A 25,725-nucleotide genomic window follows, 5' to 3' on the forward strand; every position below is an offset into this window, starting at 1 on the left:
GGTCCGCCGCCGGTGCCTCCGGGGTGGGGGTGGCAGGGGGGCGGGGGCCCGGCGTGTTCCGGGGGGCCGGTGCGGGGGCGGGGGCCGTGGCGGGGGCGGGGGCCGGTGGTGCGGGCGGGGCCTGGGGTGGCCGTGCCGTCGAAGCGGATGATGCGGTGGGTGCGGAACCGGCCGACGTGGGTGGTGCGGTGGGCGCGGGTGTCGTGGACTCAGCTGCCCCGCCGGAGGAAGCGTCTTGGGGCTCGTCGGTGCGGGAGGCCTCCTCGTCACCTCCGGTCGAGCGGCGCGCGGTGGCGGGCGCATCGGTACGGGCGTCGTCGTCGGGTCCGGCCTGGGGCCGCCCGGGCGCGCTCGGCTCCGACGGCGCAGGGGCCGACTGCTCGGGTCCCGACCGCCCAGAGCCCGGCCGCCCGGGGCCCGACCGCTCCGGCGCCGTAGCCGACGGCGTGTTCGAGGGCGATGTCCTGTCCGACCAGCCCAGATACGCGCCGCAGTTGCCGCAGAAGTCGTCCGTGGAGCCGTTGGACGCCCCGCACGCGGGACACGCGCGCATGGCGTCACCTCCCTTCGTCGGCGGGCGGGCCGGGCAGGACCTCCACCCGGCAGACGGTGTGCACCGGGCACATCGTCCGGACGATCTCGTGGACCCTGGCCGCATTCACCCGCGCCTCGCGGCCCGGCCACACCCGGACCAGTGGCCCGGCGGGGGGCTCCGGCGGCAGGTCGGTTCCGGCGGTGCTCGACCACCACGAGCCACCGTCGTCGGCCACCTCCGCGTGCACGCCGAGCGCGAGGTGCAGGGCCTCGACCAGGCCCCGCTTCGTGCCGCGCCAGCGATGCAGTTCGACCGCGCGGACGACCGCCTCGCGGCGCAGCTCCACCGGCCACTGCGGGTCGTCGATGGCGCCCACCCACGATGCCAGCCAGGCCAGGAAGTCGGTCGGCGTCACCCGGGGGTCGAGGTACGCGGGCAGGTTGTCCAGGGTCGCGAACACCGGGGCGAGGACGGTGTCAAGACCGGCGGTGAACCGTTGCGCGAAGTCGTCGTCGGCGTACAGGGCGGGCAGTTGCTCACCGATCGGGTACTTGCTCGGCAGGCCGGGCACGACGGCGCGGCTCATCCACGCCCCTCCGCCTCGATCGGTGCAACAACCACCTGGTGCTGGTACGAGAAGACCAGCGCGCCCGCGGCCACGTCGATGCGGTCCGACGGGGCGCCGCGGCGTCCGGTGACCGGGTCGGCGGCGAACAGCAGGATCTCCTCGACCAGCGCGTTGCCGGTGGCGCGTTGCAGCACGCCGAACACATCCCCGTACTGCACCGGCCGCCCGAACGGCCATCCGGTGCCGTCCGGACCGCCGTTCAGCGGGTTGAGGTGGCGGTACAGGGCGTCGAGGGCCGCGTCGCGGACGCGGTCGGTGTCGCCCGGTGCCGTCGCGAGCCGGGCCACCACGGTGACGCCTTGGTAGACCGGCGGCTCCACCACGAGGCGGGTGCCGATCAGGCGGCGTTCGTCGAGGCTCGCGGTGATCGCTTCGAGGACCTGGTCGGAGGGGATCAGCTGCTCGAAGCGGAGCCGGTCGTCGCCCTCGTCGGCCACCGCGTCCGGCACCACCAGCACCCGCACCGTGCCCGCGCCGTCCCCGGCGGGCAGACAGCGGACCCGGCGGATCGAGGGCGCCGCCTGGCGGCTGATGATCTCGTAGTCCTCGGCGGTCACCGCACGCTCCTGCATCCGCAGCACCTCCGGCGCCCGCAGCTTGGCGTTGGCGACGGTCTCACCGGCGACACCGCCGCGCGCCGCCTCCCGGTTGGTGACCCGTGCGACGTACGGAACGGAGCTGCGCAGCACGGAGATCGCGCCGCGGGCGACATTGCCCGCCGGGCCGCCGCCGGTGCGGTAGCGGGCCACCCGTATCCGGGCGCCCTTGGGCGGTACGGCGCCGCAGTGCCGCAGCGTGCCGTCCGGCTCGCGCAGCACCGGGGGAAAGCCGAACTCGCCGGTGGTGGCGTCCACGCGGACGTGCCGGTCGGCGGGTCCGGAGCGGCCGAAGTGCTCGACCACGTCCCAGCGTTGCCATCCCTCGTCCGAGGACACCTCCACGACCGGCGGGTCGGTGTCGAGCAGGACCGGCGGGCGGCCGAGCCGGAATGTCTGCCCGGCCACGCCCTCCGAGGTGCCGAGCGGTACGTCGGTTACGGTCTCGGCGTGCTCGACGGACATGGTGCCGCCGACGGTGAACACCACCGCCTCGCGCACCGTCGGGGACTCCGAGTAGAACGGCTGGCCCGGCTCCGCCTCGGTGACCCGGCAGCGCAGCCAGCCGGCCCGCGTCCCCCCGATCACGGAGGCCGCGTGTCCGGCAGGTACGTGCACGATGACCTCACCGGGGCGGTTCAGGCCGCCGGTGGTGTCCGTCCCGGTCTCACACTGCCGCCAGCCGCCACCGTCCCACGCCTCCCACACCAGCGGGGGCTGACGCGGGTCCACGCCGATGCCCTCGACCCGGCTGTCCAGGCGCACCGCGACGATGCAGCGCGGCACCGCCGCCGGCAGCCCGAACAGCAGCGCGTCGCCCGGCTCGGGTGCCGTCTGGAAGCAGCGTACGTCCCGGCCCTCGGCGAGGGTGCCGGTCATGTCGGTCTGCTCACCGGTGCGCGGCGCGGTCACCAGTCGTATCAACTCGCTGGGGACGATGGGCAGTTCGTCCGTGGTCGTGAACACCACGGTGTCCTCGGACTCGCCGCTCGCGGTGGTCACCTCGGTGCCCGCGGGCAGCGCCACGGTGTCGGGCTGCGGTGCCGACAGCCAGAAGTCGACGTCGGCCCCGGCCGCGGCCGGCGGGAACAGGCGGATGCCCAACAGGTCCAGGAACGCGGTGTAGTTCTTGTCCGGGACCCGGTTCAGCCGGTACAGCAGCTGGTCCACCATGTAGGCGAACGTCTCGATCAGGGTGACGCCCGGGTCGGAGACGTTGTGGTCGGTCCACTCCGGGGTGCGCTGCTGCACATACCGCTTCGCCTCGTCGACGAGTTGCTGGAACCGCCGGTCGTCCAGGTTGGGGGAGGGCAGGGCCATCAGTCCGCGACCACTTCCTCGGCCCCCTCCTCGGAGGGGATCGTGTAGAAGGGAAAGACCAGGTTGCGCCGGTCGTTGGTGGAACGCATCGTGTAGTGCACGTCGATGTAGAGGGTGCCGTCCTCGACCGCGTCGAAGGCCACCACCACGTCGTCCACCGCGATCCGCGGCTCCCACCGTTCGAGAGCCTCACGCACCTGCTGTGCGATACGCCCGGCGGTGGCGCCGTCGCCCGGGGCGAAGACGTAGTCGTGGATGCCGCAGCCGAACTCGGGGCGCATGGGGCGCTCGCCGGGCGCGGTGCCGAGCACCAGCCGGATCGCCTCCTCGATCTCCCGTTCCCGTTCGACCATGCCGATCCCGCCGGTCGGCCCGGCCCGCAGCGGGAACGCCCAGCCGCGCCCGATGAACCGCTCGCTCATCACACACCCCCGATCAGGACGTTCGGGGCGCCGGTCACGATCATGGCGCCGCATGTCGTCTGGTCGCGCGCCCGCGCGGCCGGCAACCCGCCGATGAGGACGGTGCCCGCCGTGGCCGCGGCCGGGTTGGGCATGATCACGTTGCCCGGTCCCAGGGCCGCGTGCGGCGGCGTCGCGCAGGTGTGCACGCTGCCCACGACGGCGGCGGGGCGGCCGCCGATCAGCACGGTCGCCACCGCCCTGGCGGCGGCGGGCGGCGGGGTGGCGATCACCCCGCCGTGGTTGGTGGGGTCGCCGGTACGGGCTGCGGCTGGCATGCGGCGCTCCTTGCGAAGATGTGAAGAGTCGTGGGCAAAGGTCAGTTGATGCGGATGAGCCTGGCCTTGAGGACACCGAGCAGACCGCCGTCGACGGTGACGTTCGAGCTGCCGGCGACTCTCACCGTGCGGCCGCCGATCTTCACCCCGACCCTGCCGTTGATGTCCACGTTCCGGCCCGACACGCTCACGTTTCCGCGCCCCGCGTCCAGGGTGATGCCCTTCTTGTCGAGCAGGACGGAGGTGAGGGGTTGCCGGCTGCCCTTCCCGGCGTACACCTTCAGCTCGATCCGGTCCCGCCGGTCGTCCAGGAACACTTCGAGGCGCTCGTCACCGGTCATCAACCGCACGCCGGAGCGACCGGGTGCCCTCGCGTCCAGCAGCTCCACCCGGTGCCCCGAACGCGACACGATGGAACGGCGGTTGACCTTCCCACTGGTTCTGTCGATCAGCGGGACGTCGTGCTTCGACGGCTTGTCCACGCCGTTGTAGAGCCCGCCGATGACGTACGGACTGTCCAGCAGGCCCTGTTCGAAGCCCACCAGGACCTCGTCGTTGACCTCCGGACTGACCACGCCCCCGCCGCCCTTGCCGCCCCACTGCACGGTGCGCACCCAGTCGGTGACGTACGTGTCGTCCAGCCAGGGGAACTTCAGCTTCACCGCACCGCTCTCGGCGCCGCCCGGCTCGCGCACATCCGTCACCACGCCGATCGCCAGACCCGGCATGCGCGGGCCACGGGACGGTGCGTTGGCGCCGGTGACCAGGCCGGTCAGGGAGCGGTCCGGGCTGGCGCTGACCCACACCGTCGTGCGGTATCCGCCGTGCGGTTCGAGGACGTGCTGCACGGCCGTCGCCGTGTACTTGCCGGAGAACGCCTGCCCGGCGTTGCCGAGCGCCACCGGCTTGCCCGCCCGCAGCCGGGGGTTGCCCACGACCAGCGCCTCCAGCTCCCCGAAGCCCGCGCTGACCTGACCGGCCACCGCGTCCGCGACCGCGGTTGTCTCCGCCTGAGTGCGGTACGGGGTGTCGGCGACGGTCACCTTCGACGACTTGCCGAACCGGGCGGCGAACGCCGGGCTCAGCCCCGGCACCACGGTCTCGCTGTTCACCGACGGCTGCCGGGCCACCAGCGGCCGCTTCGTGGTCACGTCCCAGCCGCGCACCTCCACCTGCTGCGCGCCGTCCGCGGCCGACAGCGAGGCCCGCAGCGCCAGCAGGTTCCGCCCGTACTCCAGCACCATCGGGTTACGGGTGGCCGAGGTCGACGGCGCGGGCGCGCCGGACGCCTTCTGCGGCTTGGTGAACTGCAGCAGCCCCTTGTCGTCGACCCACACCTGCGCGCCGCTCTCGGCCGCCAGGTACTGCAGGAAGTCCCAGTCGGACACGTTCGCCTGCGACAGCTGCTTGTACGTGACCGGCGCGGCCTGCACCGTTCCGCAGGCCAGGCCCGCCCCGGCGGCGACCTTGCGGACGATGGCGGCCGCCGTCATGTTCCGGTACGCCACCACCTTCCGGCCGCGCTGGAGGCGGTGCGCCTTGGAGTAGGCGCGCACCACCGTGAACGAGCCCGTGCGGTCCCCGTCCACCTCCAGGGCGGTCACCTCGCCGGTGAACAGCCGCTCGCGGGCCTGCCCGGACACGGTCACCACCGACACCTTCAACGGGGTGCCGATAGTGATGGCGGTCGCCTTCAGGAACTCGTGGTCGGGGTCGCGGAAGGTGAGCACCGCCGCGTCCGGCAGGCCCATGTTCTCGTCCACCACGCAGCTCACCAGCTGGGCGGCCCAGATCGGCGGAAGTTCGCCGGGCGTCTCCACGACCGGGTCCGCCGCGAACGACCGTCCGCCCCGTTCTGCGGCTGTGGTCACCGCTCCTCCTCTTCGCCCGCGTCGCGCAGCCCCGGCACCACCAGTTCGGTGCCGGGTACCAGCGCCATCGGGTCGTCGATGTCGTTCGCCTCCGCGATGACCCGCCAGGCCGTCGCGTCGCCGTACTCCCGCCAGGCCAGCAGAGCCAGACTGTCGCCCGCCACGACGGTGTGCGTACTGCGGGCGGTGCGCGCGCCGGACGTCGGGTTCTGGCCCGGCGGATCCACACTCGCCTCCTCGATGGACAGCGCGCAGGTGGCCCGCAGCGGCTTGCCGTCCACGTCGAACAGCGTGTACGTCACCGACAGGCTGGAGAGCACCCCGTCGAACGAGGTCGTCCGCGCGCTGCCCCACTCGAACCGCACCCACGGGCTGGCCGGCTTCTTGCGGCCCAGGCTGGCAGGGGTCGGCACGCACGCCTTCATCAGCTTCTCCACCGCGAGCTCCACGGAGTTGTCGTGGGTGGCGGTGGCATCCAGGAACACCAACAGGCTGAGCTCGCGCGGGCCGCTGCCGACGAACTCGGGCAGCGCCGACTGCCCCGCCATGCGGGACGGGGAGCGCCGCCACTCGGTGGTCTTGCGCAGCTCCAGGGTGGACGGGTTGAACTGGAGGTTCAGCCGCGCGATCGTCCCGCCGGGCTTCGCGCCGACCGAAGCGGGGGGCTCCTTCAGGGTCAGCTGGGCCCGGGCCCGACTGGAGCGGACCGAGGGGGACATGCCGGGACTTCCTTTCCGAGAAACGATTGGGCGGGCGGACAGGGGTCTATGACGGAGTGTTTATGACGGAGAGTCAGGACGGACGCAGTCCCTGGTGGGCGATCTCCAGGGTCTCCACCGCGGCCTGGGAACTGCTGGGGTCGAAGGACGGACCCTGCCAGCGCACCGGCACGATCCCGGACACCTGCCAGCTGATGATCCGGGTCAGGTCCGGTTTCAGCGCCACGATCTCGCCGTCCTTGGGCTCCACCCGCTTCAGCGTCTCGTCGAGCCAGCGGGCGATCTTCGCCGTGTCGGCGGTGACCGGTCGGGTCAGCGTGATGTTCGACCAGGTCACGCGGCCGGGCAACTGCCAGGTGAAGCCGTTGTTGCCGCCCTCGGCGTAGCTCTCCATCTCCACCTCCGCACCCATGCCGGAGCAGGTGTGGAAGGCGCCCAGGTCGTTGCCGCCGATCGCGAGCCGGAAGAACACGCTCGTCGCGAAGATGCTGCTTGTCATTCGTCCGTCATCCGTCCGATCCGTTCCGCGCCCTCAGCGGCGTCCGTCGTAGGGGCGGCCTGTGCGTTCCCGGCCGCGCCGCAGTTCGGTGCGCAGCAGCCGGGCCATCGGGTCCAGCAGACGGCGCGCCAGGTCGTCCAGGTCGATGCCGGGGTCCTGCGGCGCCTCGGCGCGGTGGGCGGCACGCTTGCCGGAGGAGCCGACGGAACCGGAGGACACGGAGGCCGACCGGGACCGGCCGCGCGTCGGCACCGCCTTGTCCGGTACGCCCTTGGGTACGGCACCACCGACGCCGGAGGCCTCCCGCTGGACCGGGGTTGCCGCCCCGCCTCCGCTGCCGCCGCCCACCGCCGGTCCGGGGCCCGGCGTGACGGGCCTGGGCCGGACCACAGGGACGCCTTCCGCCGGTGCCGACGGGGTCGGCGTGGCCGCCGGGCGGTCCGCGAGAGGCGGCGCCTGCGGGGCGGTCACGGGCAGGGGCCGCGCCGGTACGGCGGCCGCCGGAGCGACCACTGCGGGTGCCTGCCCCTGCGGCGGCGCGGGCCGGACGACCGGGACGCGTTGAACGGGAGCGGGGGAACCGGTGCCTCGTACACCCGGGTTGTCCGGTCCGGGATGCGCGGTGGCGGCGCGCCGGCCCGCGGGAGTCGCCGGGGCTCCGGCGGACGGTCCCGGTGTCGCCGGGGTTCCCGCGGACGGTCCCCGCGTCGGCCCTGCGGGTCCCCCGTGCGGTCCGGCGGGGTCTCCCCCGGCGTCGGCCGGTGTGCCCGGCCAGCGCGCGGCCACCACCGGACGGCCGCGGGGACGGGCCGCGGCGGGTGCGACGCCTTCCGGGGCGCGGGTGTTCAGGGTGAGGGGGCGCGCGGGGAGCAGTTGGAGAGTGCGGAAGGGTGCCGCCGGAGCGGTGAGGGCTCCGGGGCGTGTGACGGCGAGAGGGCGCGGGTCGGCTGCGCCGGGGGTCCGGGCGCCCCGGGCACCTTCGGCCGCGGCCCGGGCGCCCGCGATCGTTTCGGTCGTGGGCCGGGCGCCGCCGGTCGCGGCCCCGGCGCTTCCCCCGAATTCGGTCGTGGCCCGTGCGCCTGCGGTGGTTTCGGACATGGCACGGGCGACGACGACCGGGCCCGGGACGGCGGGGCCTTGGGACCGTCGGTCGCCGGGGCCCGGCCCGCCGGACGTCGCGGTGAGTCGTGGAGCCTTCCCGGCCGGACCTTCCGGGCCTACGGCGCCTCCCCGTGCCGGGCTGTGAGGCGCGACGCCCGGGGACGGCGTCACCAGCGGTGTGGGCGGCCCGTTCCCATGGTCCGCGGGGCCGGGCGGCGTGGTGCCCCGGGTGGTGGGGTGGTCCCCGAGGCTGCGCTGGACGTCGACGGCCCCCAGCAGCGGCGCGTCCGCTCTGCTCCCTTCCCGCGCGTCTTCCCGTGCGAGGGGTGCGGCCTCGCCGGGCGTCCGGTCGCGATCCGCGGCGGACGGTGCCGGAGCGGCTCCGGAACCCTGGTCCTGGCGGGCCGGGGCGCGCTGGACATCCGGGCCGGGCGCCGGGCGAGCAGGGCGGGTGCCGGACGCGGCTGAACCGGGCAGGTCGGCGCTGGGCGGCAGCGCGGGCAGCGGCGCGCCCAGGCCACCGCGCACACGTGCACCGCTCCGTCCTGGGCCGGGGGTGTGGCGCGGCTCGGCGGGGCCGTCCAGGGCACCGTGGGCCGTCCCCCCGCCGCCACCGCCATCGGCCGGACGCGAGGCGCCCCGAGTCGTCCCCCTCGCACCGCCGTCGTCGTCGTACGGGCGCGGGGTGCCGACGGTGCCTTCCGCTGTGCTGTCCACGTGACGCTGGACGACGGGGAGCGCCCGACCGGACACGGATCCGGCGCCGGGCGCGGGGTGTGGGGCCGGGGCGCCCTCCGCGGGCGGTGCGGCTGTGGAGGGCAGCTCGCTCAGCGGGGCGCCGAGGGGCGCGCGGCTCGCCGTGCGCGTGGCGGCACGCTGTACGGGGGCGGGCGAAGGCACCCCGGTACCGGACGGTGCGGTCGGGGCGGAGGCGGGACGGGGTGCGTCAAGGGTGGCGCCGTCTGCGGTCGCCGGGGTGGCGGGGGGCCGCAGGGCGCGGATACGGCGCACGGGTCCAGCCGGTCGCCGGGCGACCGTCAGGCGAGGCCCCACCGGCCGGAGCCGGACGGCAGGGTGGGGCACCTCGGCGCCGGAGACACGGAGCACCTCGGCGCCGGAGGCACGGGATGCCTCCGGCTGCCTGCCTCCCCGGGCGGACCGGGGCCCTGTCGTCCCCGTCTCGCTGCGCCGGACGGCGGGGCCGGCGGGCCTACGGCCCCCTGAACCGGCCGAAGACCGGGATGTGCTTCCGGAGTCCGGCTGGGGCGTGCCGACCCGTGTCTGAGAGGCGGACCCGTCGGAAGCGGACCGTGCCACGCCCCCGTCGGCGACTGCGCCCGGGAGCACCGACACACGTCGCACCAGCGGAATCTCCCGAGCGGCCGACGGGCGGCCGGTGTCGGCGGGGGTCACGACCGGGGCCGTGCCCGGCGCCACGGCCCGTTGGACGGGAGGAGGTGACGAGGAGAGCACGTCGGGGGAATCCCCGGACGTGATGCCACGGGTCCGCGGCGCTTCGCTCGAACGCCCCTTCCCCGCAGTGCTGTTGTCGCCGCCGTTGCCGGGACCGGCCACCACGGGCCCTGTCCCGGAGCCGGTGTCCGCCGCTAGTGCGCCGCCGGAGCCGCCACGGGAAGGCCCTGCGTCGGAGGGTGCCGGGCTGGAGGGGACCGAGCCGGACGCCGTCGAACCCGACGTCCTCGAACCGGAGGGCGCCGAGCCGGACGGACCTGTCCGGCGCGCGACCGGCGTGCTCGGGGCAGGGGCGTCGGGCAGCCCCGCGTCGGGCAGCCCCGCATCCGGCGCACTGTCCGCCCCCTCCGGCCGCAGTGCCCGGAGCAGCAGCGGACCTCCGCCGGTGCGGGTGGGCCGCGGGGCGGCCGGCCGGGTGACGCCGCGCATCAGGCCGGTCGGGGCGGAGGGCAGCAGGGCGTGGCCGAGGCCGCTGTCGAACGACGGGTTCTGCCAGGCGGCGAGGCCCGCGCGGAAGGCGAGGCCGTCGCTGACGCCGAGCGGGGCGCGGGAAACGGTGAGTCGCGGCGGTGCGGTGCGACGCCAGCCGCCGTCCCAGTCGCCGGGCAGGGAGGGACCGTGGCCGTCGGTCGCAGAGGGACCCGAGTCGCCGGGCATGGTGGAACCCCGGTCACCGGGCGCGCCCCGGTCCGGGCCCTCGCCGGACACACCGTCCGCCCCGGCGTCGGAACGCCCCGTACGCCGCGGACGACGGTCCGCGGCGTCCGGTCCGGCGGCCCGGCGGCGCAGCCTGTCCCGCCATGCCATGCGCTCAACCGCCTTCGTTCATGCGGGTGTTGATACGGGCGATCTCGGCCACCCACTGCCGGCGTTCGCCGTGGGTCAGGTCGAGGAGCTCCTCGCGCTGCCAGTGGAAGTGGTAGGCGATGTACGCGATCTCCTCCCGGAGCCGGGGAAGGGCGTACGTCACGATTCCCCCAGGCGCCCACCCGAGAGGTCGACCTCGAAGCCGCCCTCGCAGTGCGGGCAGGTCACCGCGGCGCGGGTGTGGCCCTCGCTGTTGACGCGGCGGTAGAAGTCCTGGAGGAAGGCGACGTCGGTGGCGTACATCCGCTCCACGATCCCGGCGTGTACGTCGGTGACGCTGCCGATCCGGGTGATCACCTGGCTGAGCAGGACGACACTCAGGTACGCCGGGTTCTCCTTGACCCGCAGATCGATCTGGGGCCGCAGCTCGTCGCGGGCCGTGGCCAGCCGCATCGCGCCGTGCCGATGCACGGTGCCCGCCTCGTCGACGTACCCGCGCGGCAGCTCGAACTCGAACTCGGTGCGCGGCCCCTGGTCCTCCCGGCGCGGCGGCGCGGCGGCCGGGGCGGCCACCGCCTGCTCCGACGCCTGGGCGGGCGCCGTGGCCTGGAGTATCTCCTCCAGGTTGCCCGCCGTCACCGTACGGCGCCTCATTCGACGACGATCTCCTCGAACACGATCGTGACGGACTCGGTGGCCGGGGACGACTCGCCCGCCTTCAGGGACGGGCCTTCCCACTTGGAGGCCCAGCCCTGCATCAGCTGGATGCGACGCACCGTGTTGCCCTCGGAGTCCTTGATCTCGATGGTGAGGTTCTGCCGCGCGGAGTTCACGGCGCCCTTGTTCAGGGTCTCCTTGATCCACTTGGTGAACTCGCTGCTCTGGTCGAGCCCCCGGGTGATCGTGATCTCGCCGGCCTGCCGGGCGCCGGGTTGCTTGCGGATGATCTGTTTGCCGTCCGAGCTGACCTGCTTGACCTCGACGACCTCCTCTTCGACGGTCAGCCCGCTGATCTCCTGGATCGACTCGACCAGGTAGCCGCCGAGCTGCACGCCGAAGACGTGGGTGGAAAGAGCATCGCCCGTTGCCATGACTGTCTGTCACCTTCTCCTTGCGGACCCGCGGGTCACTCGTCGATGAGGCTGGTGCTGTCGGAGAACTGGGCCAGCCGGAAGACCACGAACTCGGCGGGCTTGACCGGCGCGACGCCGATCTCGCAGATGACCCGGCCCAGGTCGATGGACTCCTGCGGGTTGTTGTCGCGGTCGCACTTCACGTAGAAGGCCTCTTCGGCGGTACGGCCGAACAGCGCGCCCTGGCGCCACTCCTCGCTGAGGAACGCCGTGACGTTGCGCCGGATGCTCGACCACAGCCGGTCGTCGTTCGGCTCGAAGACCACCCACTGGGTGCCCAGGAGGATCGACTCCTCCAGGTAGTTGAACAGACGGCGCACGTTCAGGTAGCGCCAGGCCGGGTCGGAGGAGAGGGTGCGGGCGCCCCAGATCCGGATGCCCCGGCCGGGGAAGGCCCGTACGCAGTTCACGCCGATCGGGTTCAGCAGGTCCTGCTCGCCCTTGCTGAGCCGGACCTCCAGGTCGACCGCACCGCGGATCACCTCGTTGGCGGGCGCCTTGTGCACGCCGCGCTCGGCGTCGCTGCGCGCCCAGACACCGGCGATGTGACCGCTCGGCGGGACGGTGCTGTTGCGGCCGAGGGCCGGGTCGAAGACCCGCACCCACGGGTAGTAGAGGGTGGCGTACCGGGAGTCGTAGCCCGCCTCGTCGTTGCGCCAGGTGCGCACCTGCTGGGCGGAGAGCCCGGGCGGGGCGTCCAGGACGGCGACCCGGTCGCCCATCTGCTCACAGTGCGAGATCACGGCGAGCTGCACGGTGCGCACGCCCTCGGCATCGATGTCGCCACGCTGGTAGGCGCTCATCAGGTCCGGCACCGCGACCATGGTGATCTCGTCGATGGTCTCCAGGCCGCCGAAGCCGGTGCGGGCCCCGGCGTCACCGACGTACTCGGCCGGGCCGAGGCGGGACACCCCGCCGGCGCCGGGCACGGCGGGCGCGGCCGGGGCATCGGCCAGCGCCACGGTCTGGTTGGCGGGCCTGCTCTGGGTGGCACCGCGCTGCTCGGTGACCTCGATCAGCTGGGAGGGGCGGGCCTGGTTGACCAGATAGCCCTTGACGTTCTTGCGGGTGGAGGCCTCGTACGTCTCCGCCACCCGGTCGCCCTGGCGGACCAGGACCTTGAAGCGGTCCTCCGGCGGGCTCTCGCCGTCCGCGTCGGCGACCTCCACCGACACCCCGGAGACGCCCGGCTTGGCCGCGACCAGGAATCCGCCGAGCTCCGTCGGCTCCACGGCCTTGGCCCCCTGCCGCTCGGCGCCATGGGCCGCCGGCGCGGAGGCGCCCTCGGCGGATCCGCCGATCCGCACGATGTACGCGGCGCCGCCGCCGTTGGCGAAGTAGCCGTAGACCGCGTGGGGCAGGTAGGCATCCTCGGTGAAGCCACCGAACAGCTGGGTGTACTGGTCCCAGCCGGTGACCAGCGTCGGCGCGTGGAACGGGCCGTTCTCGGCGAAGCCCACGAACGCGGCGACGGCGGTGCCGACCCCTTCGATCGGCCGGGCACCGGACTGCACCTCCTCCACGTACACGCCCGGGGTGAGGTACGTCGGCATGCTCGCTCCTTAACGTCCTTACGGATCGGTCACCTGTGTCCAGGCCGAGTCTGCTCGGCGTTCCAACGAAGCGGCAGGTGCCCGCGGCCCTGGCAGGGGGCAAGAACACTGCCCTTCCGGACTCCCCGGGCTGACCGTCCGGACGCCACCGCCTACTGCCCTTCCGGCCACCATTCCTGCCCTCCGAGTCCTGGACCCCACGGTCATCCACCGCGTATCCAGGAGAGGTTGCGTTTCCTACGCGGGAAGAGCGGCCCTTGCGCGCACGAGACAACGCCAGAAACACGGACACCGAGAACGAGCGCACTTCGGCGCGCGCGCCGGCGGCGGCGGGCGGGTCGCGGCTCCCCGGCCTGGTGGCACTGCAACGCGCCACCGGGAACGAGGCTGTCGTCGAGATACTCCGCCGGGCCGGCCACCCCTCGGCTCAGGAAGTGCACGAGCACGACGCCGGATGCGGCCACGAGCAGGCCTTCGCGCAGAGCGCCGAAGCTCCCGTGCAGCGCCGTTCGGCCGTCCACGACGTCCTGCGCGGCGATACGGCCGTCCAGCGGGCGACGGTGGTCCAGCGCGAGGAACTCGCCATCCAGGACGGGAACGAAGGGCCCACGACGATCCGCTCCGCGTCGGACCTGCTCGTATGGCTGGTGGGCCACCCCACGCGCCCCGCTCCTCGCAACTGGGCCGAACCGGCAGTCCTGCAGCGGGTCCTGGCCCGGCTGGAGCAAGTGGACGGCCCCGTCGGCCACGACGCGGTGTGGAACGCCGTGCGGGAGGTCCTCGCCCGTCAAGAGGCACAGCTGGCCGGCGACAGCAGCAGCGACAGCGACAGCAGCAGCGAGGGCGGCGGCTTCTTCCGGCGCGGCGACGACAGCAGCAGCGACGAGGAAGAGGACTCGGACACCTCCAGCACGGCCTCGTCGCGGTCCCTTTCGGGGGACCAGTGGGACGAGGGCGAGTGGGGTACGGACACGTTCGGGGTGTCGGCGCCGCTGGAATTCCGGCGCGAGATGCCCGCGGAGGAACTAGCGGAACGCCGGAGGGTACAGAGCGAGAGTCTGTCCGGTTACCGTCTGGTCGGGTTCCACGGCACCCAGATCGAGAGCCTCGGAAGTCTGATCACGGATGGGCCGGATCTGAGCAGGATCGGTCAGGCGAACGGAATCGGGAAGGGGGCCGGATTCTACGTCGCTCCGGTGGTCGCACCCACCGGAATGAAGGCGCCAGGCACAACCGCCGCGAAGAACAATGCGAAGACCTGGGGGAAGTTCCTGGTCGCCGTCTATGTGAAGAACGACGCCGATGTGCAGCAGTACTTCGGTGACTCGGATTCGGAGGACGGTGTCGGGTTCGAGAGCGCCGGATCCGCCGGACCCGGTCCGGCGATGATGTTCCACGGCTCCGATGAACTCGTCGTCCCCGCCGAGCTGTTCGACAAGGTCAAGCTGGTCCGCAATGCGGATGACATGGCGATGATGTCCGATCCGGGGCATGCGGCGGTGGCGTACGAGGACGGAGTGAGCCAGCACAAGAAGTCGAAGAAGTAGACCGTGACCGGTAATCGCACCGCTCAGCCCTCTTCCCGGGCCGGCAGATTGACCGTCCAACGGCGTGATCCCGCGGCGTTGGCCACGACCGGAGCTTCGGTGTCGGGGTTGGCCTGGTCGAACTCGGAGGTCATCGTGTGGGTCACCGCCGGACTGGTCCAGTCGGCCACGGTGCCGTTCGCACCCCGACGGAACGCACCGTTGGCGTACGCGACCTTCCAGCGGAAACTGACCTGGTAGGACTTGAGCCACTGCCCCGACTCGATATGCCGGTCGGTCGACCAGCCGGGGTTGTCGTTGAAGGTGATCGATCCCGGAGTGTTGTCGATGACCGCGTTGTTGTACGGCGGCCAGTAGTTCAGGTCCTGCTTCCAATCCCCGAGGGCCGTCGTGTATTCCTTGCCGCTCTCGTCCGTCGATACGAACTCGTCCCTGACTTCCTGCCAGAAGTGGTAGTAGTACGCCGTGCTCTGAGGTGCCCCGTCGGGGCGGCTCAGCGTGGCGGCCTGCTCGAACCCGATCCGCTGTTTGTCGGCCAGCCGCTGCGTCCCCACCCCGTCGTACGAGGACTCGAAGGTCAGGACCGGCCTGCTGAGGTCCGCCTTCTTGCCGCTGGACCTGGTGGTCCGCCGTCCGCCCTTGGCGGGGGGCGGGTCGGTGGGCGGCGGGCTGTCCTTCGTGCGTTTCGTGCTCGCCCTGGTCATCCGCTGCACCACGCCCGGCCCGTCACCCTGGTGCTGCCCGTGGGCTTCGTCTCCCTCGTGCGCGAGGGCACGCTGCACGGCGGAGACCGGCCGGGACAGGGCGCTGTGGGCCCAGGCGTCCGCCTGGCGCTCGTGCCGGTCGCCCGGGGTGCTCATCCGCGTACCGTCACCCATGTCGGTGCCCTCGACGGGGCCCTGGCTCTGCTGGATGACGTGCGCCAGTTCGTGGTACAGGGTGTGTTTGTCGCGACCGCCGTCACCGAGGACGACGTGTTGGCCGGACGTGTACGCGCGGGCGCCGATGTCGGCAGCCGACGCGCGGGCGTCGCTGTTGTCGTGGACCCGTACCTGGGAGAAGTCCGCTCCCATGCGGCTCTGGGCTTCCTTCCGAACGGATTCCGCCAGGGGACGCCCCGGGGACTTCAGGACGTCGTGCACGCGCGCACGGCGCTGCACTGGTATGTCCACGTCCCCCGCGTCCTTCGGCGCCGCGCGACGCTGCAGGGCCTGTGGGTCCCGGGGGTGGCCGCACTTCGCGGTGTGCGTGTGCCGCTCCCGTACCATCATCCGTACCACGGCGGCGTTGCCCACGGAGCGCTGCAGAGCCAGGAACCCGGCCGGTGTCGTCGCCCCGGCGGCGGACTGTCCCAGGACACTCGCCGCCGGTGCCGCCGACCGCGCCTTCGCGTTCCCCTGCCCGTCGGCCTCTTTCGGTTGTTCGTGGGCACGCATCCGCAGTCCTTTCCACAGGGTCAAGACCCGTGGTACCAGACCCTCGGGTCCCCTGGTGGGGCCGCTGCGGAACTCTGCCCCTTCAGGCAACGGGGTTGTCCCGATCGATCCCCGCTCCGGGCCTCACGTACCCGGCGTCGAGCCCTCAGATCCCGCCGGCCACGGCCGGATACGGCCCGAACTCGCCCCCGGCCGCAAGGCAGGCCGCGGTGACCGCGCAGGCGCGGATGGAGCGCGCCGCGCGATGACCACCAGGTACGACGAAGACACGGCCTAGTAGCCGGTGACCTCCGCCAGATACGGCCCGAACTCGTTCTCCAGAACCAGTCGTCCGAGCTTGCGGTACTCCTGCGCGACCGCCGTCACCACCTGCCGCATGGTGAGCGGTTCTCCGGTCTCCGCCGCGAGGTAGGCCGCGGTCACCGCGCAGGCGCGGATGGAGCCGCCGGCGAGTTCGAAGCGGTCCGCGCAGAAGGCGAGGTCGAGGTCGTCGGCGCGGGGCAGCCGCTCGCCCAGGCAGCGCTCCCACAGGGCGAGCCGCTGGCCGGAGTCGGGCACCGGGAAGTCCGCCACCACGTCCAGCCGTCGGGTGAACGCCTCGTCCAGGTTGGCCCGCAGATTGGTGGTCAGCACCGCGATCCCATCGAAGGACTCCATGCGCTGCAGCAGGTACGCCGACTCGATGTTGGCGTGCCGGTCGTGCGCGTCCTTCACCTCCGAGCGCTTGCCGAAGATCGCGTCGGCCTCGTCGAAGAGCAGCACGGCGTTGACCGCCGACGCCTCGGTGAAGATCCGCTCCAGGTTCTTCTCGGTCTCCCCCACGTACTTGTCCACCACTGTGGACAGGTCCACCACGTACAGGTCCATGCCCAGGTCGGCGGCGACGACCTCGGCGGACATGGTCTTACCGGTGCCCGACTCCCCTGCGAACAGCGCGATCACGCCGCGCCCCCGGCCGCCGCCCGGCCGCATCCCCCACTGCCCGAGCACCTGCTCGCGATGGCGGGCGCGCAGCGCGAGTTCACGCAGCCGCCGGTGGGTGGCCGGCGGCAGCACCAGGTCGTCCCAGCCGACGCCCGGCTCCACCCGGCGGGCGAGCCGTTCGAGCCCCGCGCCGTTCTGGGCACGTACGGCGGTGCGCAGCTCGTCGGGGCCGACCGGGCGGCCCGCGAGGGCAGCCGTGCGCACCGCCACGTCGGCAGCGCGGCGCACCTGCCCGGCGTCCAGGCGGTGCGCGGCGACCGCCTCGGCGAGCGCTTCCACGTCACCGGTCGCGAGGTCGTCACCCGAGATGTCGTCGGCTGCCCCTGCGAGGGCGTGCCGCCAGCGCGCGGCCTGCCGTTCGGGCGAAGGCGCCGGCACGGTCAGGACCACGGGGGTGTCGGCCGCCCACTCCGGGGCCCAGCCGACGGTGCCGTGCGTGATCACGGGGATGCCCCGCAGCGCCGCGCACAACGCCCCGAGCGTGCGGGCCCGTTCGACGGGTTCCCCGGGGAGCGTCTCCAGGGGGCCGAGGACGACTCCGGCGCCGGTCAGGCGGGCTTCGAGGGCGGCCGTCCGGGCGAGTTCCGGTACGTCGGCCGAGCGCCGGGCCAGGGCCACCGCGTCCAGGACGAGCGGTTGCAGCCCGGCCGCGCGCAGGGCGGTGACGGCGAGACCCGCCGCATCGCCGCCCCGGCTCCGCAGATGAACGAGGCCGACGCCGGTGCCGGCCGCGGCCGCCGTGCGGTGGACGTCGGCCGCCTCGGCGGTCGGGTCCTCACGGGCCTCGCCGAGCATCCCGGCGAGCCGGGCATCGGGCCGAGCACTGCCCAGCAGATGCCCGGTGACCCGGTCGGAGACCGCCAACCCCCGTGACAGTGGTGGCCGTTCGGGCTCGGTGACCTCCACCAGACCGCCCGCGATCAGCGGGGCGCCCGGAGCAAGCCGGAACCGGGCGGACGCCGCCCCGGCGAGCCCGCACAGTTCCAGGGCGAGCCCGACCGTGGGGCGCCGTCGTGTCAGGTCGTCGTTGAGGTAGCCGTAGAGCCGCTCGAACCGCGCGTCGAGGTCGGGTGCCAGCGCGACCAGGAGCAGGTCCAGGTCGAGCGGGGACAGCCCGAACCTCCGGGCGAGGCCGTCGAGAACGGAACCGGCGGGCGGCTGCCTCGGATCGTGCGCGGGTACGTCGAGGCCGCCCGGCTCGTCCAGGATGCGGGCCGCCGCCTCGGGGGTGAGGTACTGGCCCCGGTACGGGTCGTCGGGGTCGGGGTCGCCGGCCCGGCGGGCCGCCACCGCGTGCCGCACGCGCTCCTCGACCACGCGAAGCCGCGTCCACAGGTGGTCCACGTCGGCGGAGACGGCTTCGGCATCGGCATCGGCATCGGCATCGGGGCGGACGTCGGTTCGGGCGGCCGTCGCAGGTTCGGCGGTGCGCTCCACGTCGTCCGGGACGGCCTCGGCGCCGGCGCCGGCGCCGGGTTGGACAGCGCTGTGGGCAGCCACGTCGGCTTCGGTACCGGAGGGGCCGGCCACCTCCGCTTCGCTTTCGGCTCGGACGTCCGCGACATCTTCGGCGGTGTGTGTCACGGCTGGCGGTCCCCCCGGCGGCGGCGTCGGGCGGGGGCGGGAGGCCGTTCACGCGGGCCGGTGAAGCCCTCCGGGCCCGGATCGCCGACCTCCGTGTAGCGCAACCGGCGCCCGGACGTCACTTCCTCGCCCTCGCGCCCGGCCGCGGAACGGACGACCAGGCCTTCGGTGACCGGTGGTGAGGCGGCCGTGGTCACACCGGCGAGCGGTGCCCGCACCCGCACCGCGAGGGAGGCCTTCATCTCCCCGCCGAGCGCCGACCACACGTCGGAGGCGGCCGGTGCGTCGAGCGCGGCCCCGGCGGTGTCCAGTCCCACGGTCAGGCCGAGTTCGGCGAGCGTGCCGGTGAGCAGCCGCGCGGGAAGCGTGTCGTTGGCCACCAGACAGGCGAGCACCTGCGAGAGCAGCCGGTGTTCGTCCTGCGGGCGACTCGCCCACGCCGTGACCAGGTACGTCAGCCCGAACCAGCGCGGCGGACTGCGCCGCGCCACCAGGTGCCCGTCGTCGTCGTACACCTCCCCGGCGCCGCTGCCGCGCCGGGTGGCGTCCTCGCGGATGTGGTACAGGAAGACGCACACGGTCGGGGCGCTGCGGCGCGCCGCCCAGTCCCGGGTGGGGGCGTCGAAGACCACGTCGACCCCCGACGCCTCCAGGCCGGACTCGCCGAGCAGCCGGCGCAGCCCCTCGTCGACCTCGTGGATCACCGGCGGGTCACCTCGTCGGGCGGCTGCACGCTGCCGCTGACCACCAGGAAGTCGGTGGTCACCGGCGAGAACCCGGGGCCCTTGGCGGTGATGACGCGCGGTCCCGTCTGGTCCTTGGCGAGGATGAGCAGCTGGCCGATGAACGTGCCGTCCGGCTTCGGAACGGTCGGCGCCGCCGCCGCGGTGATCCCCGGCTTCCAGGTGAACCGCACCGGCGCGCCCGGCGGGAAGTCCTTGCCGCGCACCGAGGTGACAAACCCGGGCTTGCCGATGTCCGGCACCGCGATGATGCGCGGCTGCAGGATGCGCAGCCGCTGCCGTGCGGTGTTGTCGCCCTTGTCGGCGTCCGTCCCGGTGGTGGTGAGGACGCCGGTGACACGGCCGGTCAGTGCCTTGTCGGGGCTGAGCACGATGCGTACGACAGTGCTCGCGCCCGGCGTCAGGTCCGGCAGCGCGCACACCCACGAGCGGTCGCAGCCCGCCGGCGGCCCGCTGTTCGGGATGCCCTTGGGCAGGCCGACGCGCAGCCGCAGCCCGGTCGCGAGTGCGTTACGGCCGTTGCGGACGGTGTACGTCACCACGACCCGCCCGCCGACATATCCGGGGTTCGGCTGGGCCCTGACCCGCACCCCGGGCCCGGCCTTCGGCTCCTCCGGCTCCGGTGGCACGGTGGGCGGCGCGGGCGGCGTCGTGGGGGGAGTTGGCGTCGTCGGGGGAGTTGGCGTCGTCGGGGGCGGCGTGGCCTCGCGCACCGGCACCACGGTCCGGCCCGCGTTGTCGCTGGGCCGCGGATCCAGGACCGTGCCGGTGACCGACCAGTCGACGGGCGCGTCGCCTGCGGTGACCCCGGTGAGGGTGACGTTCACCGGAACAGTCGTGCCGGGCGGCACCACGCCGACGTCGCACTGCAGGGAGGCGGCGGCGCAGGTGCCCCCGGACCAGGTGATCCGGGTGACGCGCACGCTAGACGGCGGGGCGATGGTCAGCCGGGTGCCGGGGGAGGCGGCGGGTCCGTTGTTCACGACGTCGACGCGGACCGTGGTGGAGTCGCCGACGGTCACCTCCGGGACGGTGCCGGGCGCCTTGACGGCGAGGTCGACGGACTGCTGGACGCTGGGTTCCTTCTGCCGGCCCGGAAGCTCGGTCGTGAGCTTCGTGAGCTTGCCGGACGCGATGTCCAGGAGCTTGAGTTTCTCGGGGGTGTTGACCGGACGGCTGGGGCGGGCGCTGATCACCAGCCCCTTGCCGTCGGCCGTCCAGGCGGCGTCCCGGGGCTGGAACGGGCCGGTGTTCTCCGGCAGTTCCCGGCCGCAGGCGCCGGGCAGGTCGCGGGCGGCGGCGGGCAGCAGCACCTGGCACTCGTCGCCCGACACGGACGTGAGAAGGATGCCGTTCCGTTCGTCGATCCGGCCGCCGCCGTTCTTGCGGTTGAAGGCGATGCCGAGCCCGTCCGGGGAGAACGCCGGGCTGTCGTCGATGACCTCGCAGTCGCCCGGGCAGTTCGTGGCGCTCAGGTCGAGCTGACGGGCCAGGTTGTTCACGGGCACGGTCCAGATGTGCTTGTTGCCGCCGCCCCCGTTGATCTCCGTGTTGCGGGTGAAGGCCAGGGTGGTGCCGTCGGAGGACCAGGTGGGCTGGGCGTCCTGGCCCTGGAGCTGCCCCGCCGGCGGGGTGATCCCGCCGGTGATCGCGCCGGTGGCCACGTCCGCGATGAGGATACGGCTGGCTCCCGCGGCGTCCCCGACTCCGCCCGGCGAAGTCCGGGTGAAGGCAAGGTACTTGCCGTCCGGGGAGAACGTCGGATCGGTGTCCCAGTCCGTCGGGCCCCGTCCCGCGAGCGGCAGCGGGGCCGCGTTGGAGCCGTCGGCGTCCACCATCCAGATCCGTTCGATCCGGCCGTTCTGGGTGTCCTCGAAGCGGGTCACGACGATCCGGCGGCCGTCGGGGGTGTAGTTCTGCCGCTCCGTCCACGGGTCGTACCCGGACGCGGGCCGGAACAGCGGGTCCTTGGCGGGATCCGTGTTGGTGTCGGCCGCCGGGTCCTCGTCGAGGATCGTCAATCCCAGGTCGCGCGGGTCGGTTCCGTCCATCCGGGCGTCCTGCAGGGTCACCGTGTGCGGGTCGGCCGCCGAGGTGCGCTCCACCACCGCGCCGCCGCCGTCGAGCGGGCCGAGCCAGGTGGGCGAGAGGACCTCCCGGTTCTCGTTGAGCACCAGCGAGGGGGTGTCGGCGGAGTGGGCGGTCGACCGGAACACATGGTCCCAGTCGCCCTCGCACTCACAGGTGATCTCGGGGCTCAGGAACAGCACCCCGTCGCCGTCGGGCAGCCACGCTGCCCCGTGCGCACGCCACTGTGACTGCGCGCCCCCCAGCAGCGGTTCGTCGCTGGTGCCGTCCGTCACCCGCAGCCGGGGCACGGACTGCCCGTCGACGGTGGTGGTGGCGGTGTACGCGATCCAGTTCCGGTTCTCGCCGTCGTTCACCGGGTTCCACACCGGCTCGGTGGCCGCGCCGCCTGCGGGGTCGGTGATCCGGGTGGCGGTGCCGCCGGTCAGGGGCCGTACGTAGATCTGCTGTCCGACCAGCGCGTTGCTGTCGCTGGAGTACGCGATGCGCTGCCCGTCCGGGGACACCGTCGGGCACTCCTCGTCGGCGGGCGTGTCGGTCAGCCGGGTCAGGCCGGTGCCGTCGGTGCGCACCAGCCACAGGTCGCGCTGGGTCCCGCCGTCCGGGCCGCCGGGTTCGGCCGAGTCGAATACCACGGCCCGGCCGTCCGGCGTCAGCCGCGGGTGCGCCGCGTCCCGGCCCGTGGTGAGTTTGCGCACCGAACCGTCGGCGGACCGCAGGTAGATCTGCGGGTTCTTGTCGTCGCGGCGGCTTGCGAAGACCATCTGGTCGCCGAGGGCCGACGGTTGGACGTCGTAGTGGGCAGGGCCCGCACCGAACAGCGGTGTGCTGGAGGTGGTGGTGGCGACCCGGCCGAGACTGCGGTGCCGGGTGCCGGCGTAGGCGACCCGGGTGTCCGCGGCGTCGGCGTCGGCCTTCGCCCGGGGCACGGTGCTGCCCGGCCCGGCGGCCGCCGTCGCCCCGAGCAGCGGGAGCAGCAGCAGTAACGACATGCCGAGTCTCCCCAGGCGGTACCGCCCGCCGGGGCCAGCGGTTTCCATCACGGTCCCCTTCGCAGTCTGGTGCAGCGTCTGGATGTGCCCCCGCCACCGTGCACCGCCCGCTCGCGGGGCGGCAGGGCGGCGGGTCCGTACCCGGGGGAAGCGCGGGTTGCGCTTTCGGGCAGTGCGGGGTTCCCGGCCGGCGTCGGACCAGCCGTCGGTTCGGGATCGGACCAGCAGTCGATTCGGTCGGATCAGCCGTCGACTCGGCTGTCAGATCAGCCCGTTGCGCAGCGCGTAGCCGACCGCGTGGGCCCGGTTGCGCAGTTGCAGCCGCGTGGTGATCTCGTGCAGCACGTTCTTGACGGTCCGTTCGGAGTACGAGGTCTTGCGGGCGATCTCCGCCGTGTCCAGGCCCTCCGACACCAGGCGCAGCATGTCCGCCTCGCGCGTGGTCAGCGTGGACAGGGACAGCGCGCCGGGGTCGAGCGCCGAGCGTTGCAGGCTGCCCACGTGGGAGAGCAGCTTGCCGAGCAGATCACCGGGCAGCACTCCCTCGCCGTTGGCTATCGCCAGGACCAGATGGAGCAGTTGGTCCTGGTCGGCCTCGATGCGCCGCAGCACCGCCGCCACACCGCACTCGATGACGCGTTGCAGCGCTCCGGCCCCGAGCGTGCCGATCACCAGGCCGGTGCGGGTGGCGTTGTTGTGCCGCAGCCGGTGCAGCAGGGCGACACACTCGTCGTCGACTTTGTCGACGACCACCAGCGACACCTCGGCCGCGCCCGCGTCGGCGTCGACCAGGTCGACCTCGGGGCGTTGCCGCAGCTGCTGCACCACTCCGACGCGCAGGACCGGATCGGCGGCGTAGACGGCCACGGTCACCCGGGTGGGGCGACCGGGGCCGGCGGCCCGGTGCGTGACCCGGGTCTGTAAGGGCACACGGAACTTGGCGTCGGGCATGGCAGTGCCGTTCTCCTCTTCGGACTTCTCTTCGGAGGACATGGGTGGTACCTGTTTCGTGAGTTCATGGGGGGATGGGAGGGTGCAGGAACGGAGCGAACCACCGGGGAACGGCGGCGCGCGCAAGGCGGCGGGCCACATCAACAGCTCGCTGTTACAGGGGAGTTGACGGCGACTTTGCGGGCACCGGGACTGCCCGGGTGTTGCCCTCGCGTTCCTCGTGGCACTCCCCGGCAGATCCCTAGCGTGGTGGCGTGACCCCTTCTGCAGCCTCTTCCGGCCCGGGTGCGCCCGGCCTCGACATCCCTGCCGTGACGGTGGCGCCGGGTGACATCGCCACCACCAGCCTGACCGTGCGCAACGACAGCGACATCGTCGAGGCGTACCGCCTGGAGGTCGTCGGGGACTGCGCCCCCTGGACCACCGTCGAGCCCACGCGGGTGTCGCTGTACCCCGGCACCTCGGAAACGGTGACGATCCGTCTGGCGCCGCCGCGCTCCCCGGAGATCCGGGCCGGCGAGAAGCCGCTCGGCGTACGCGTCCTGCCGACCGAGCACCCCGAGTCGGTGCGGGTCCTGGAAACCACCGTGCAGGTCGAGCCGTTCCACGAGCTGCAGACCGAGATCGCCCCGCGCCGCCGGCGCGGTTGGCTGCGCGGCCGCTACCGGCTGGCCGTGCGCAACCAGGGCAACACCCCGGTGCAGGTCGGCTTCACCCCCGGTCAGGCGGGCGAGGAGCTGGGATTCGCCTTCAACCCGGCACAGCCGAAGCTGGAGCCCGGCGAGTCGGCGGAGGCCGGGCTGCGGGTCCGCACGGCGAAGCCGGTGTGGTTCGGCACCCCCGTGGTGTGGCCGTTCACGGTCGAGACCACAGAGACCACAGAGACCGCTGAGACCGGTGACCGGACGGAGGAGCAGCCCCGGTGGGACGACCCCGCCGTACGGGCGCCGCTGGACGCGGAGTTCGTCCAGATCCCGATCTTCCCGAAGTGGCTGCTCGCGCTGCTCGCGGCACTGCTCGCGCTGCTGCTCGCCTGGTTCGCCCTGGTCCGTCCGGTCGTGCGCAGCGCCGCCAAGGAAGCAGCCAACGAGGCGGTCCAGCCGCGTCCCACGCCCCCCGGGGAACAAGGTCCGGGCGCCGACACCAGCGGTGGTTCGGACTCCCGGCCCGGCGGCGGACAGGAGTCGGGGGCACCGGCCGGATCGGGCGGTGAAGACGGTTCGACCGGCGACGGCACCTCGGCCGCCGGCGGCGGCCGGCAGAGTTCGGCGACCATCGACCTGAAGACGTCGAGCGGCGAGACCAGGACCGGCACGTACAAGGTGCCCAAGGACAGCATGTTCGGGATCACGGACATCGTGGTCGCCAACTTCCAGGGCGACGAAGGGGTGATGACGATCACCTTCGGCGACCGGAAGATCACCACGATCGCGCTGGAGACCTTCCGCAACCAGGACTATCACTGGGTGACTCCCATCAAGATCCCTGAGAACGACACCGTGACCATCGACGTGACCTGCGCGAAGCCTGGGACACCGGCCACGGGCCGTCAGGCGCAGGAGTGCCACGAGGTCCTGAACGTGAGCGGAGTGCTCAGCCGTACCACGCAGTGAATCTGGTCTTCCGATCCCGGGACATTGTCGATCGCTTTGGTCGTCCTGCGTAAATAGCTGCATCTATTTCCGACCGGAAACCGACAACTCTGGTCCGAAAATACTCTCCAGTAACAAGTGTCACGCCACGACGCCAGCGAGGCACGAGCCGCAGCGCGGAGATGGCCGCCTTACTGACCCGAGCGTCAGCAGGCCCCCCAAGAAACAGCAGGGTGACCTACGCATTACATACAGGCGACCGAAACGCTTTCAAAGCTGCCGTTCAGAGCACCACATGAACCCGCCAACACCTGCCGAGATCACCGAAAGAGAAGATCTTTGACTCATTCCGGGATGCCGAGGATCCGGTGACTTAGAGGTCCTAACAAAGGCGTTGGACGTGTCTGTAGGTGATGAGGCAGGTGGCGAGGCCGAGGAATGCCTCGTGAATGTCGTCGCGTCGTTCCCAACGGATGCGCAGGCGGCGGAAGCCGTGCAGCCAGGCGATGGTGCGTTCGACGACATACCGGAAGATGCCCAGGCCGGAGCCGTGGGGCTGGCCTCGTTCGGCGATGACCGGGCGGATGCCCGGGCCCACAGCAGGCGCCGGTACTTGTTGTGGTCGTAGCCGCGGTCGGCGAGCAGCGCGTCGGGCCGGTGTCGGGGCCGGCCTACGGTCCCGGCGACGGCGGGGATCTTGTCGAGCAGGGGCAGGAGTTGGGTGACGTCGTTGCGGTTGCCGCCGGTCAGCGACACCGCGAGCGGGATGCCCTGGGCGTCGGTGATGACGTGGTGCTTGCTGCCCGGCCGTGCGCGGTCGACCGGGCTGGGCCC

General features: G+C 72.9%; 19 protein-coding genes and 1 pseudogene. 2 read left to right on the forward strand and 18 right to left on the reverse strand.

The window, feature by feature from the left end:
• Positions 1-557: 557 nt before the first annotated feature.
• From F7R91_RS30245 to F7R91_RS30295, 12 genes are all read right to left on the reverse strand, one after another.
• Positions 558-1,121: a phage tail protein gene (locus F7R91_RS30245; protein WP_150953910.1), complete on the reverse strand. Its 564-nt coding sequence runs from the start codon at positions 1,119-1,121 to the stop codon at positions 558-560.
• On the reverse strand, positions 1,118-3,079 hold the full coding sequence (locus F7R91_RS30250; protein ID WP_150953913.1) for a putative baseplate assembly protein: 1,962 nt from the start codon (positions 3,077-3,079) through the stop codon (positions 1,118-1,120). Before F7R91_RS30250 ends, F7R91_RS30245 begins: the two co-directional genes overlap by 4 nt.
• Positions 3,079-3,501, reverse strand: coding sequence for a GPW/gp25 family protein (locus tag F7R91_RS30255; RefSeq protein WP_150953916.1), 423 nt, complete (start codon positions 3,499-3,501; stop codon positions 3,079-3,081). The genes F7R91_RS30250 and F7R91_RS30255 overlap by 1 nt, the downstream gene beginning before the upstream one ends.
• On the reverse strand, positions 3,501-3,818 hold the full coding sequence (locus F7R91_RS30260) for a PAAR domain-containing protein (protein WP_150953919.1): 318 nt from the start codon (positions 3,816-3,818) through the stop codon (positions 3,501-3,503). Before F7R91_RS30260 ends, F7R91_RS30255 begins: the two co-directional genes overlap by 1 nt.
• Positions 3,819-3,859: 41 nt before the next feature.
• Positions 3,860-5,689 carry a VgrG-related protein gene (locus F7R91_RS30265; RefSeq protein WP_150953921.1) on the reverse strand — a complete coding sequence of 610 codons (1,830 nt, stop codon included), beginning with the start codon at positions 5,687-5,689 and terminating at the stop codon, positions 3,860-3,862.
• Entirely contained in the window at positions 5,686-6,408 is a 723-nt protein-coding gene (locus F7R91_RS30270) for a CIS tube protein (protein WP_150953924.1), read from the reverse strand. The genes F7R91_RS30265 and F7R91_RS30270 overlap by 4 nt, the downstream gene beginning before the upstream one ends.
• 73 nt (positions 6,409-6,481) lie before the next feature.
• The gene (locus F7R91_RS30275) at positions 6,482-6,907 is read right to left on the reverse strand and encodes a phage tail protein (protein ID WP_150953927.1); all 426 of its coding nucleotides are present in this window, start codon (positions 6,905-6,907) and stop codon (positions 6,482-6,484) included.
• Positions 6,908-6,940: 33 nt separating this feature from the next.
• Positions 6,941-10,288 carry a hypothetical protein gene (locus F7R91_RS30280; protein ID WP_150953930.1) on the reverse strand — a complete coding sequence of 1,116 codons (3,348 nt, stop codon included), beginning with the start codon at positions 10,286-10,288 and terminating at the stop codon, positions 6,941-6,943.
• A gap of 4 nt (positions 10,289-10,292) precedes the next feature.
• The gene (locus tag F7R91_RS42210) at positions 10,293-10,451 is read right to left on the reverse strand and encodes a DUF6760 family protein (protein WP_191971692.1); all 159 of its coding nucleotides are present in this window, start codon (positions 10,449-10,451) and stop codon (positions 10,293-10,295) included.
• Positions 10,448-10,942 (reverse strand): zinc-ribbon domain-containing protein, encoded by a 495-nt coding sequence (locus F7R91_RS30285; protein WP_150953933.1) that lies wholly within the window; start codon positions 10,940-10,942, stop codon positions 10,448-10,450. The genes F7R91_RS42210 and F7R91_RS30285 overlap by 4 nt, the downstream gene beginning before the upstream one ends.
• On the reverse strand, positions 10,939-11,379 hold the full coding sequence (locus F7R91_RS30290; RefSeq protein ID WP_150953936.1) for a phage tail protein: 441 nt from the start codon (positions 11,377-11,379) through the stop codon (positions 10,939-10,941). The genes F7R91_RS30285 and F7R91_RS30290 overlap by 4 nt, the downstream gene beginning before the upstream one ends.
• A gap of 35 nt (positions 11,380-11,414) precedes the next feature.
• On the reverse strand, positions 11,415-12,974 hold the full coding sequence (locus F7R91_RS30295) for a phage tail sheath family protein (RefSeq protein WP_150953939.1): 1,560 nt from the start codon (positions 12,972-12,974) through the stop codon (positions 11,415-11,417).
• Between the two features lie 257 nt (positions 12,975-13,231).
• Between F7R91_RS30295 and F7R91_RS30300 the strand changes: the two genes are divergently transcribed.
• Complete coding sequence (locus tag F7R91_RS30300) at positions 13,232-14,521, forward strand: hypothetical protein (protein WP_150953942.1); 1,290 nt, start codon at positions 13,232-13,234, stop codon at positions 14,519-14,521.
• A 23-nt stretch (positions 14,522-14,544) separates the two neighbouring features.
• Here the strand turns inward: F7R91_RS30300 and F7R91_RS30305 are convergent, their stop codons facing one another.
• The 5 genes from F7R91_RS30305 to F7R91_RS30325 all read right to left on the reverse strand — a co-directional run bounded on the left by F7R91_RS30305 (position 14,545) and on the right by F7R91_RS30325 (position 23,299).
• Positions 14,545-15,957, reverse strand: coding sequence for an eCIS core domain-containing protein (locus F7R91_RS30305; RefSeq protein WP_150953945.1), 1,413 nt, complete (start codon positions 15,955-15,957; stop codon positions 14,545-14,547).
• A 273-nt stretch (positions 15,958-16,230) separates the two neighbouring features.
• Positions 16,231-18,285 carry an AAA family ATPase gene (locus tag F7R91_RS30310; protein WP_150953995.1) on the reverse strand — a complete coding sequence of 685 codons (2,055 nt, stop codon included), beginning with the start codon at positions 18,283-18,285 and terminating at the stop codon, positions 16,231-16,233.
• 236 nt (positions 18,286-18,521) lie between these two features.
• The gene (locus tag F7R91_RS30315; protein WP_150953948.1) at positions 18,522-19,229 is read right to left on the reverse strand and encodes a DUF4255 domain-containing protein; all 708 of its coding nucleotides are present in this window, start codon (positions 19,227-19,229) and stop codon (positions 18,522-18,524) included.
• Positions 19,226-22,348, reverse strand: coding sequence for a DUF11 domain-containing protein (locus tag F7R91_RS30320; RefSeq protein WP_225320864.1), 3,123 nt, complete (start codon positions 22,346-22,348; stop codon positions 19,226-19,228). The genes F7R91_RS30315 and F7R91_RS30320 overlap by 4 nt, the downstream gene beginning before the upstream one ends.
• A 261-nt stretch (positions 22,349-22,609) precedes the next feature.
• On the reverse strand, positions 22,610-23,299 hold the full coding sequence (locus tag F7R91_RS30325) for a helix-turn-helix transcriptional regulator (RefSeq protein WP_150953998.1): 690 nt from the start codon (positions 23,297-23,299) through the stop codon (positions 22,610-22,612).
• A 254-nt stretch (positions 23,300-23,553) separates the two neighbouring features.
• Here F7R91_RS30325 and F7R91_RS30330 point away from each other — a divergent pair, with 254 nt between their 5' ends.
• Entirely contained in the window at positions 23,554-24,912 is a 1,359-nt protein-coding gene (locus F7R91_RS30330) for a hydrolytic protein (protein ID WP_150953954.1), read from the forward strand.
• A 361-nt stretch (positions 24,913-25,273) separates the two neighbouring features.
• Here the strand turns inward: F7R91_RS30330 and F7R91_RS30335 are convergent.
• Positions 25,274-25,725 (reverse strand): annotated as a pseudogene (locus tag F7R91_RS30335) (IS5 family transposase); the annotation flags it as partial.

This window comes from Streptomyces luteolifulvus, from assembly GCF_008806595.1.
GTDB classification, from domain to species: Bacteria; Actinomycetota; Actinomycetes; order Streptomycetales; family Streptomycetaceae; genus Streptomyces; species Streptomyces luteolifulvus.